Source organism: Thermodesulfobacteriota bacterium (assembly GCA_036482575.1).
Lineage (GTDB): Bacteria > Desulfobacterota > GWC2-55-46 > GWC2-55-46 > JAUVFY01 > JAZGJJ01.
Map to the genome: position 1 here is coordinate 1 of JAZGJJ010000182.1, position 11,009 is coordinate 11,009.

The 11,009-nt window shown below is 53.2% G+C and carries 13 protein-coding genes; all 13 read left to right on the forward strand.

Annotation, left to right across the window (positions count from 1 at the left end; genetic code table 11):
• Positions 1-129 precede the first annotated feature (129 nt).
• Positions 130-504 (forward strand): hypothetical protein, encoded by a 375-nt coding sequence (locus tag V3W31_07895; GenBank protein ID MEE9614850.1) that lies wholly within the window; start codon positions 130-132, stop codon positions 502-504.
• Complete coding sequence (locus V3W31_07900) at positions 504-896, forward strand: hypothetical protein (protein ID MEE9614851.1); 393 nt, start codon at positions 504-506, stop codon at positions 894-896. The genes V3W31_07895 and V3W31_07900 overlap by 1 nt, the downstream gene beginning before the upstream one ends.
• Before the next feature lie 83 nt (positions 897-979).
• Positions 980-2,266 carry a hypothetical protein gene (locus V3W31_07905; GenBank protein MEE9614852.1) on the forward strand — a complete coding sequence of 429 codons (1,287 nt, stop codon included), beginning with the start codon at positions 980-982 and terminating at the stop codon, positions 2,264-2,266.
• Positions 2,267-2,335: 69 nt separating this feature from the next.
• A complete protein-coding gene (locus tag V3W31_07910) occupies positions 2,336-3,001 on the forward strand; it encodes a M23 family metallopeptidase (protein ID MEE9614853.1) in 666 nt (221 codons plus the stop codon).
• Between the two features lie 80 nt (positions 3,002-3,081).
• Positions 3,082-3,732, forward strand: coding sequence for a hypothetical protein (locus tag V3W31_07915; GenBank protein MEE9614854.1), 651 nt, complete (start codon positions 3,082-3,084; stop codon positions 3,730-3,732).
• A gap of 345 nt (positions 3,733-4,077) precedes the next feature.
• The gene (locus V3W31_07920; GenBank protein MEE9614855.1) at positions 4,078-4,755 is read left to right on the forward strand and encodes a hypothetical protein; all 678 of its coding nucleotides are present in this window, start codon (positions 4,078-4,080) and stop codon (positions 4,753-4,755) included.
• A gap of 655 nt (positions 4,756-5,410) precedes the next feature.
• On the forward strand, positions 5,411-6,193 hold the full coding sequence (locus tag V3W31_07925) for a hypothetical protein (protein MEE9614856.1): 783 nt from the start codon (positions 5,411-5,413) through the stop codon (positions 6,191-6,193).
• 51 nt (positions 6,194-6,244) lie between these two features.
• On the forward strand, positions 6,245-7,039 hold the full coding sequence (locus V3W31_07930; protein MEE9614857.1) for a hypothetical protein: 795 nt from the start codon (positions 6,245-6,247) through the stop codon (positions 7,037-7,039).
• Entirely contained in the window at positions 7,040-8,710 is a 1,671-nt protein-coding gene (locus tag V3W31_07935; protein ID MEE9614858.1) for a hypothetical protein, read from the forward strand. It begins immediately after the preceding gene.
• Between the two features lie 70 nt (positions 8,711-8,780).
• Complete coding sequence (locus V3W31_07940) at positions 8,781-9,647, forward strand: hypothetical protein (GenBank protein ID MEE9614859.1); 867 nt, start codon at positions 8,781-8,783, stop codon at positions 9,645-9,647.
• Positions 9,647-9,850 carry a hypothetical protein gene (locus V3W31_07945; GenBank protein MEE9614860.1) on the forward strand — a complete coding sequence of 68 codons (204 nt, stop codon included), beginning with the start codon at positions 9,647-9,649 and terminating at the stop codon, positions 9,848-9,850. Before V3W31_07940 ends, V3W31_07945 begins: the two co-directional genes overlap by 1 nt.
• A 1-nt stretch (position 9,851) precedes the next feature.
• Positions 9,852-10,253: a M15 family metallopeptidase gene (locus tag V3W31_07950; GenBank protein ID MEE9614861.1), complete on the forward strand. Its 402-nt coding sequence runs from the start codon at positions 9,852-9,854 to the stop codon at positions 10,251-10,253.
• Positions 10,254-10,512: 259 nt separating this feature from the next.
• Positions 10,513-10,935: a hypothetical protein gene (locus tag V3W31_07955; protein MEE9614862.1), complete on the forward strand. Its 423-nt coding sequence runs from the start codon at positions 10,513-10,515 to the stop codon at positions 10,933-10,935.
• Positions 10,936-11,009 lie beyond the last annotated feature (74 nt).

Genomic DNA, 11,009 nt, shown 5'->3' on the forward strand with positions numbered 1-11,009 from the left:
AGAATACGGCAACCTCGGTCTGAGTCAAACGAAAGGAGGTTCCAATGGAATACGTCTTGATACTTATGGTGGGTGCGGCGTTGGGTGCGGTGGGCTACCACTTCTACAGGAAGAGAATGGAGGGCTGATATGGCGATTATAAGCTTCGACAGGGACGCGGTAGTCGACTACATCCCCGTATACGGCGGCAACCGGGATTCGGAAGAGCCCTGCGTGGTAAGGCTCAGGTTCGTCCCTTACTCGCGCGTTCAGCATTACTCCCGCATACTGGCCGCAAGGACCAAAGAGATGGCGGACCCGTCAAGGGTGACCGAGATGACCCAGGAGGTGCAGAAAAAGCAGTTCTGCGACAGCGTGGAGTCGATACACGGCTACTACGTGGGCGAGTTGGAGGTCACGGCCCCTGTGGAGTTCTACGAGACCGCCGATACCGACCTGGTGCTCGAGGTTATCCGGGCGATGGAATCGCAGAGCAAGCTCCTCGAGGGCCAGAGAAAAAACTGATGGCGGGCTTCCGCTGGGGGCTTGCGAGCCGCGGCGGAAGCCCGTTCGACTGTGAGAGCTGCACCGACAGGGAGGGGCGGAACTGCCTGAACCGCCTCGACCTTTCCGAGGACGCGAGGGCGGTAACCGTATACACCGACGAGGTAAAGGCGGAACTCGGGGAAAAAGGGGCGCAAAAGGTCTTCGGCCTCGGCGGGCTCAGGCTCTACGAGTGCCCGCTCAGTTACATAAGCCGTGATACGACCGAGTTGATGCGTCTTATCTATCTCATGGACGGCTCCGGGCACCTCCTGCACCCCGGCGGGTGGGGGGAGCAGCCGGCGTGGCTTGTGGAGGCCTTTGAGGTCCATAAGCTGGAGAGCGCGAGGCACCTTAAGGGGGAACTTAAATAAACTCTTTATGGAGTTAAGGGTTTACGGTATACTCCTGGTGGTAGGGCGGACCGAATAATATAGTCCATGACGGGGTTTTTTGAATGAGCAAGAGAATATCTTTTCTTTTGGCGGTTGTTCTTTCTTTGTTGACACTCGTTAGCGTGTCAACGTCGGAAGCGTTCGACCTTGAGGCCTTTGACGCGAAAGAGGTTGAACAGATACGGAAGTTTACGCCGGATGTCAAGAGAGACGGTGACACCCTATATCTCAGGCTGAAGTCGGGCTCTTATTCCGCCCTTACGAATTCGAACGAATGTTCAAGTTGGGATACATGTACGGTATATTGGTTTGTCGATTACTTCGAAGATGTTGGTTTGTATTTTGTTTTCATAGGCTACTATGAAGGCGCTGAGTACTTGATGGTATTTGATAAAAGCGGGAAAGAGTACCTGGCCCCCGCACTCCCCAGGATTTCTCTCGACGGAAAGCGTGTCGTTGCGGTCTCCGCGGATGAAACCGGTTATGGCGCAAATGGAGTTTTTGTCTGGCGCTTAGAGGACGAAAAACTTGTATCCGAGCTTTCGTACGAGCCCGAAGAATACGCTTTGTACGAGTTCGTGGCATGGGAAGACAACAATACCGTACGGCTTACCAAATTTGAACGTTCAAGAGAGGGGCTCTGCCCGGAGAACGGGTTTATGACGGTCCCGGTAATAATGAAATTCGAAAAAGAAGGGTGGGGGTTTTACGACGACCTTTCCGCTGCTGTTTGCGGAGACATACAGGGTGCTCTGGCTAAAAAAGAGTATGAACAATTAAGGAAATTTTCAGAGTATGTCGAGAAAAAGGACAACGACCTGCAACTGCTTTTAAAAGACGGCTCTTATAAGACCCTTCCGTTTATATATGGCTGCCAGGGTTTGGAGCCGTGCGGCCCGTACCGGTTTCTTGATTATTCCATGGATGCAGGTTTTTACCTTACTTCTATAGGATATGATGTGCCTTATGAATACGTGATGGTATCCGATAAAACCGGGAAAGAGTACCGTGTCCACTTCTCACCGGAAATAGCACCTGACAGAAAAAGGGTTATCGCTCTCCCAACAGGTGAGGGTATGAGATGGAATGGCGTGTTCATATGGCGTTTCGAAGAAGACAGGCTTGTCTCGGAGCTTTCATACAAGCCGGGGGAATACGCCGTCTATAAATTTGTGAAGTGGAAAGATAGCAACACTGTGCTGCTTTCCAAATTTACGCGCTCCGATGTATCGTTCTGTCCAAAAGCATATTATTATATGACCGTGCCTGTTACCTTGGAGCTGTATAAAGGCAGATGGGAATTCCACGAGGACCTATCCGCTGAAGCCGTGGAATGCGATGCAGAGTAAAAGAGACGAGTGTTCCTATTAACAAGACTCACTTATAATAAAATTCGGAAATGAGCAAGGAGGAAGAAAATGGGAGAATTAAATCTTGTAAAGCCGATAAATGTCCCGGAAGGCAGTAAGAAAAACCACAAATACGGAAGCCGCGGCGGAAAGTACCACGGGATCGATTACCCTGCGTCGACAGGGACACAAGTCAAAGCGAGCGAAGACGGCAAGGTCTTAAGGGCCTCGTTTAACGAAGGTGGCGGCTATGGTAATGTCATCGTGATTTACCACAACCCCGGCGACCCAGGTTCCGGCAAAACAAAGGGCAAGTATTTTTACACACTCTACGCCCATCTTGACAAGATGTACGTAAAGGCGGGAGATTATGTCGAGAAGTACGAAACGGTAGGTGCGGTCGGGAATACCGGAACTTCTACAGGACCACATCTGCATTTTGAGGTAATTGAGGCAAATACAGAGTTGAGCTGGAAGCCCACAGGCAGCACGGGTGTTCCTGGCGGCGGCGATATTCGTAAAGATCCTAATGATTATTATAGCAAGCGCAGAGAAGTAGCAGGCACCCTTCCCGACATGGTGGAACGGGCCGTCATCGACAGGATAGATTTCAAGCCGGACATAGATTTGAAGCGCAGGGACTCTTTCCGGGTCGAACGGCCACACAGGCCCGCAGGAGAGAGACAAGGAAGGCTAATAATAATGGGTGAGACAAAAGGGATAATTGTTAAATAAGCTCTTTATAAAGTCAATCGTTTGCGGTATACTTTCGTGGGTGGTTCGGACTGAATAGTGCCCTTTAAGGGAGGTACCCCATGAAAGAGCTTGCCGCGTTATCCGTTGTTCTTTTACTATTCCTGCCCTCGTGTGCGGACGGACAGCCTGACGAACGGCTTAACTGCGATGAGGTAAAGGCGAGAGAGTTCAAGACTCTCGGGTTCAAGGGCCTCCACCTCGGCATGACGGTCGAGGAGGTGGATGAGTTGGTTGACTGCACTCCGTGGAGATACGGTTCCGAATATCTTGACAGTGGACCTATGGTTGTGCCGCCTGCTGAGCTTGCGATTATTTTGGAGGTGGACGGGTCCGCAGGGTCTCGGGCTTTCCGAACTGTAGGGTGCAGGCAAGAATACGGAGAAGAGAAGTGCTACCAGTTTGAAAGAGTTCTTGCACTTTATATTGAAGGTAAGACAGCAGGTCTTTTTGTAAGCGCCTTAAATAACGATAAGGAGTTTACCAGGGATTGGGCTTCTTTCATGCTTGGGGAGTTGACGAAAAAGTACGGCGAGCCTTCGGAGCTTTACAACCGTACAGAGGATATCGAGCCGAGTTTGTTTGTAGAGGACTTTATTCAAAAAATTGCCATGTGGAAGGTAGGCGAAGAAGTGATATATCTGCAGGTGGTATTTGAGAGAAGTGGCTATATGGTGGCGGTGGTGCTGGGTGCAAAGGAGGCACAGGTATAGCCTATCTTCGGGCTGTGAGAGCGAAGGGCTCGATAGCATAAGAGATTTAATTCGGGTTGAAAAAAAGAAGCGGCTCCCCGTAAGTACCTGGGGCCGATGAAAAAGAGGACACGAGATATCCTATAAAACGTGTCCTCTTTTTATGGAAGAGACCGGGCGGTTGGTTCATGTCGATGGCCGAACCGAACGGCCACACAGGCCCGCAGGAGAGAGACAGGGAAGGTTAATAATAATGGGTGAGACAAAAGAGGTAACCGTTAAATAAGCTCTTTATAAAATCAATCGTTTGCGGTATACTTCCGTGGGTGCTTCGGACTGAATAGCGCCCTTTAAGGGAGGTACCCAATGAAAGAGCTTGTCGCGTTATCCGTTGTTCTTTTACTATTCCTGCCCTCGTGTGCGGACGGACAGCCTGACGAACAGCTTAGTTGCAATGAGGTAAAGGCGAGAGAGTTCAAGACTCTTGGGTTCAAGGGCCTCCACCTCGGCATGACGGTCGAGGAGGTGGACGACCTCGTAAGATGCACCTCGTTGGAGTATGACCCCCTATCCTATAAGAGTGGCGATCCCGATGTTATGCCACCCGTTGAGCTTGTAGTTTTTTTGAATCCGGATAAGTCTCCAGGCTCTTCGGTCCGGGAGAGGGTTGTTGGTTGTAGAGAAGATGGCGCCGGACAGAAGTGTTATGAGTTTAGAACTATTGCTGTAGCATATGTGAAAGGCAAGCTGGTCGCTGTTTCCATATTCTCTCCAGATGATGACAGCAGGGAGTTTGTAGTAGACTGGGCTTCTTTTATACTCGATGAGTTGACGGGAAAGTACGGCGAGCCGTCTGAGATTTACAATCGCATAACGGATATAGACGAGAGTCTTTTTGAAAACAAGAGCGATGGTTATATCGCCATGTGGGGTTTAGGCGAAGAGAGCGTAGAATTGGGCGTTAAGTTTAATAGGCATGGTTATGGGGTGATAGTGGTACTGCTCTCGGATGAGGCGAAGAAGAAGTCTCTCTTTGGGCCGTGAGGGTGAAAGGTTTAATGCTATAAGAGGCTAATCGCAGGGAAGCTAAGAACATAAGAGGCCCCCGTAAGTACCGGGGACCGATGAAAAGAGGACACGAGATATCATATGAAACGTGTCCTCTTTTTTATGGAAGAGTCTGGACGGTTGGCTCATGCCTGTGGTCCGGTCAAACGGTCCTGTCGGTTTCTCTAACTATATAGGATTTACAGTCCGGAAAGCATGGGAGAGTCAAGGAAGGCTAATAACAATGGATGATAAAAAAGAGATAACCGTAGAGATAAAGATAGCCGTGTCAGGCGACGATATACCGGCACTTGAGAAAGATCTGCGTCGTTTAGAGGAGCGCTTTAGCTCGTTTGAAAAGAAGGGTGGCGACTCTTCTGGGAGAGGGTTTTGGGGGGGAATAGCTGACATAGAGGATAATAAATCCGATATTGCAAAGGCTGTAGGGCATATTCCACGCTTTGGAAGCGAAATTTCCGATGCGGTGTATCTAATTCAAACCTTTGTAGAGATTGTATCTGAAAATCTTAGGTATATACAGGATAATCCAGGAGCATTTTATTCTGGCTCTCATGAGTGGGGCAACAATAACCCGAGGTATAGACGCCCAACAGACAATATACGTAAATACAGCGGTCCTGTCGACCCCGAAGTGCAGAAGTATATCGATGCTCAGACCGGGGGAAGTTCGATCTACGACGAGTACCTTTCCACCATCGAGCACCGCGATTCATCGGGCTCCGGCCCGGTAAGCGCATTAGACTTTGAGGAGCAGCTCAACATCGAAAGGATATATCTGGAAAACAGGAATGCCATGCAAGAGGAGTTCGACGACCTCCGTATCCAGCGTGTGGCGGATAGCAGCCTGGCCGAGTCCGAGATAGAGAGGAACTCCGCCGAGCTGAAGATACGCTACGCCGCAAAGGAGCGCGACTTCAAGCTCAAAGCCAACCAGGCGACCTTTGCCTCCGCCGTCGGCTTCATGCAGAACATATACGCCGCGACCGGGTCGAGCAATAAAAAGCTCTTTAATCTCATGAAGGCCTTCAACGTCGCCCAGGCCCTCATGGACGCCTACACGGCGTTCAACATAACGCTCCGCTCTCTTCCCTACCCGGCGAATATCGCGGCGGCCGCCATGGTCCTGGCCCAGGGCCTGGCGAGGGTCCGGCAGATAAAGGCCACGAAGCCGGGCGGGGGTGCGGGCGGTGGCGGCGGCGGGGGCGTGCCCACGCTCGCTTCAGGCGGTACCGGCATGCCGGAGGCTCTCGGGGATAACCAACCCCTCCGGACACAGAATATAACGGTAAGTATCTACAACCCCTTGAGCCAGCAGAACTGGGCCGAGATAGTGGAAAATGACATCATACCGCAGATAAACGACGCGGTTGAAAATAGGGACATAAACCTGACGGTAAAAACGGTGGAGGCATAGGGGAAAGTTCAAGAAGTTTAAGAAGTCTAAGAAGTTTAAAGGGGGATAGATTTGGCAACGTGGTCTAAAGTTAAGTTCTACTACGATACGATGCTTGGGAGTTCCGGCTCCACGCTCACCGCCACGAGCACGGAGAGCACGGGCGACTACGACGCGGATTACATCCACAACTGGCTTGAAACCAATATGTGGAAGGCAGAGGACGTCGGGCTCGCTGACCCGCAGTATATAACCTACGACGCGGGAGCGGGGAATACAAAGCAGGCCGACTACCTCGCCATCCTCGGGCATAATATGAACACCGCAGGCGCCACGGTTACGCTCCAGTATTCGACCGATAACTTCGCCGCCGACATAAACGACGCCTTCACTGGAGAGGCTCCGTCCGCGGATACGGTCTACTTGAAAGAGTTCACCGACCCGGGTGCCAAAAGGTACTGGCGGCTCAAGATTTCGGGCCACGGCTCCACGACCCCTTATATGGCCGTATGCGTGTGGGGACGGAAGACCGAACTCGACTACGCCACGGCCTCCTTCGACCCCTATGAGCAGGAGACAAAGGCGAAGGTGGGTGTGAGCTATGGCGGCTACGTGACAGGGATACACACTCAATACACGGAACGGGAGCTAAGGTTCCGGTTCGATGATTCGGATGCCGCTCTGTATAGTAAGATAAAGGCGTGGCACGACGACCACGGACTCAAAAACTTCTTCGTCGCGTGGGAGAGCGCCAATAACCCCGCCGATGTATGGCTCATGAGGCCGTCTACACGCTTCAGGAACCCGTTCAACAGGACCGGGCTAATGAGAGACGTCACCATACAGCTTACGGGGAGGAAAGAATAGATGGCCATAACCCTTACATCCGCTTACCTTGCCGAGCTCAAGAAGGGGCGGAACACCCCTAACGTGGTTATCGAGGTCGCCCTTGACGGCGGTACCAGGAAGTTCGGCTATCACACGGGCGGCCTCCCGGACGTCCTGCCGGTTTTGAAGTCCGTCTCCTCACTTCAGAACAAGCTCGATACAAAGGGCGGCTACTCCACCAGGGGACAGATTACGGTCGTTATATCCGGGCGGGACAATTTTAAGGAGTTGATCCGGGACGAGTACCTGAAGAACCGCCGCGTCACCCGGAGGGACGGCTTCGTCGCCCAGGGCGAAGGGATGACCCCCTTTCAGTACGCCGACTACGCCGCCACGTTCACGGGTAAGGTTCTCGACTGGTCCCGGAAAGGCGATGACCTGACCATCGTTATAGCCGACGAACTTCAGGTCGAAGGGACGAAAAAAATTCCCGTGGAGAACTCCACCAGGACCCAGTACCTGGACTACCGCGATACCAACCCGGTCGACGTAATGCAGGATATCTTGAAGACGCAGCTCGGTATAAGCGCGTCTTACGTGGACGATACGCGGTTCGACAGTGAACAGTCCTCGTGGATGCCCGGCTGGAAGTTCGACAGGGTCCTGACCAAGCCCGAAGACGCCAATAAATACCTGAACGAGCTCCAGATAGAGACCAACTCCTTTATAGTACACGACGGGGAGAAGATAAGTTTTAAGCACTTCGCACCCCCGATGCCGGGACAGACCGTAGAGGAGTGGAACGACGACAGCCACATACTGAAGGACTCCTTCTCCCAGAAGTCCGGCTATAAAGACCGCTTCTTCAACCGTGTGGTCGTCTACTACGATTACGACGAAAGCGGAGGAGACAAGCCGGAGAACTACGAGAGCATCTATATAGCCACGGACGCGTCGTCGCAGTCGAGCGGGGAATGGGATGAAGTTAAGACAAAGGATATAAAAAGCAAGTGGATAAGAACACGCACGTACACCCAGCCTTCCAATATAACCGGGGTGACGATATACCACTCCTCCGCCGCAAACGGTACGGGGAGCGGCACGCTCACTTACAACCAGGCCGACAACACCCTCTCGTGGGCGGCCCCGGGAGGGACGGCTGGCGAGGCCGTGGAGGTCACGAACGACGGCAAGTATCAGCTCTTTGATGCCGACAAGACCAAGTGGGCGAGGGTGCTCGTAACTACGGCAAGCCTTCCGGCCGGCAATCAGAACGACACCATAACCATATCTTCCCTTGAGGGCGACGATTACGCCGCGTATCTGGCGGGCAAGCTCCTCCTCCGTTACCGAAACCCCGTGGCCACGGTGGGGTTCCATGTCGATATAAACAACGTGGCGTGGAACTCCGAGTTCCGTAAACCGGCCGACTTCGTGGACCTCACCACGGACGAGGCGAGTGACAAGGGGCAGGACGGCTGGAATAAAGAGCGGATGATGATTACTTCTCTAAGGCCCGACTTCTCGGCCTCGAAGGTACAGATAGAGGCCATACAGACGAAGATGTACCGGAACTACGGCTTTATCGCCCCGGCCGGTTATCCCGACTGGGACGGCGCGACGGACGCGCAGAAGGAGTACGCCTATATAGGCGACGCCGCCGATAACCAGCTCGGGGCGGGGAACGACCCGGGGTTTTATATATGGTAACGCATAACGGTATTTTTTCCCGCATCACGCATCACGCACACGCATCACAGCCCTTGTAAAGGAGGATTAAATGGCGGCACCGACTTATAGCTGGAACAGCATAACGGCCGGGCAGTGCGACGCGGACAGTCCGCTCGACGAGACCCTGATGGAGGCCATACGGCAGAACCTCATCCACATCGAGGAGTGGCTGGGGGATGGCTACACCGCGGCCAAGGACCACGACCACGATAACGTGAACTCCAAGAGCGTCGTTCTCGGAGACGGGGTGGTGGTGCAGGCGAAACTCTCCACCACGACCGGGTCGGTGAGTAAAACCGTCTCCAATTCAAATTATGGACAGTCAGGCATACTCCCCGGGGGGGAGTACGGGTTTACTCCAGTATTTAAGGGGTCTAACACGGACATAGCTCACCGAGGATTTTACGACGACAATCTGTCAACCAGCTATACGGCTACAGGGTGCCGATTTTATGGTAATGGTTCTTCTGGTACGGGTTATGCACAACAGCGCTACGTTCAGGCCTCCCCGCCGTACATGATAGGCAACGTTAGGTGGGGGCATTTCCTTTTTGTCCTGCGAAACGTCTCGACAGGGGAGATAGTATCGGCCTACGAAGCGGAAGACCCACCGTGGGCGTATAACGGGGCGGTCTGGCTCCCGAAAGACGACAAGGGCCGGATAGAGGCCGTACCGCATCCCTTCGCGGACTATTGGTCTAAAGACCCGTCCACCGACGGCCTTGAGATATGCCTTGTGGACCTCCGGGACTATGACACCGCTAAGTGGAGGGCCGACAACCTGAAACAAGGGAAAGGAATACTCGAGGATCTGCAGGGCAATGTAAGCCCGGGAGATGAGAGGTCACACGCCTCCCTTCAGATACCCGAGACACCGGGCTTCACCGACCGCGTGAAGATAAGGGCGAGGGTTTAATGGGAGAGGAAAAGAAAAGTCATGACTTCATGCTTGGGGAAATATGGGAGCGCACGAAACACATCCCCGAGATAAGGAAGGACATGGCCTGTCTCAAAAGGAAGGTGGCGGTGATAGAGGTAAAGAGCGGCCTCTGGGGAACGCTCGGAGGGTTTCTGGCCATGGCCGGGCTTTACGTTAAAGAGCTTTTCGGGGGGAGATAAGATGCCTGAGTTCGGAACAAGGTCAAGGGTCAACCTGGCGACCGTGCATCCCGACTTGCAGGGACTCCTTAACGAGGTCATAAAGAGATATGACTGCGCCGTCATATGCGGTCACAGGACCGAGGCAGAGCAGGAGAGGGCTTTCCACGAAGGCAGGAGCAAGGTAAGCTGGCCCGAGAGCTGGCACAACCAGAGCCCGAGCCTGGCGGTGGATGTCATACCTTACCCCGTGGACTGGCAGGACATGAGGCGGTTTTATCACTTCGGCGGCTACGTAAGATCCGTGGCGGACCGGCTCGGGGTAAAGATAAGGTGGGGAGGGGACTGGGACGGGGACTTTAGCTTCAAGGACCAGAACTTCCATGACCTGCCGCACTTCGAGTTGGTAAACGATGGACGATAGGAAGGCCATAGCGGATATAAGGGCACTGCCCGAAGAGATCAGGGAGCACCATGATGGTGTTTCAGATTCAGGGCAAACGCCTGTGGGCTGCGGATGAAATGACTATTGGGACCGCATACACGTTGACCGTGCGGTAGCACATCGGTGGTGCGCTGCGGGACCGCTTGCAGTGCATCCTGGTATATGTCGAAGAGAAGGACCTGGCGGCCACAAGGGACGAGATTTTTCACATGAAGAGCGAACTGAGGAGGCTTGGGCTATGACACCGATTGTAGGTGACCTGATAAAGAATACGGTAGGCAAGGTGGTGGGAAAGCTCGTGGACCACTACCTGCCGGAGTCCATGAGCGAGGAGGAAAAGGCTAAGTTCCGGATGGAGGCCGACAGGCTCGCCCTTGAGGAGTACAAGGCCACCATAGCCGATGTCCAGGGCGCGCGTGAGCTCGCCATGAAAGAGGCCGAGGGGACTCCGGGCTGGACTCGCATACTTACCGTAACCCACCGGCCTATATGGAGTTTTCTAGTACTAGGGATATTTACCTGGACCATTTTGGCTCCGTATATCGGTTATCCTCAGATACCGCTTTCCGAGGTGCACAAGGACGTGATGATGACCGTAATCATCTTCTATTTCGGCGGCCGGAGTGTGGAGAAGGCCGCAGGGGTGGTCTGGGGGAAGTAGAAAAAAGCATGTATTTTCAATGAGATACCGCTTTTATCAGCTTCATTCGCATGAATCCCGGCCTTCCACCCCAC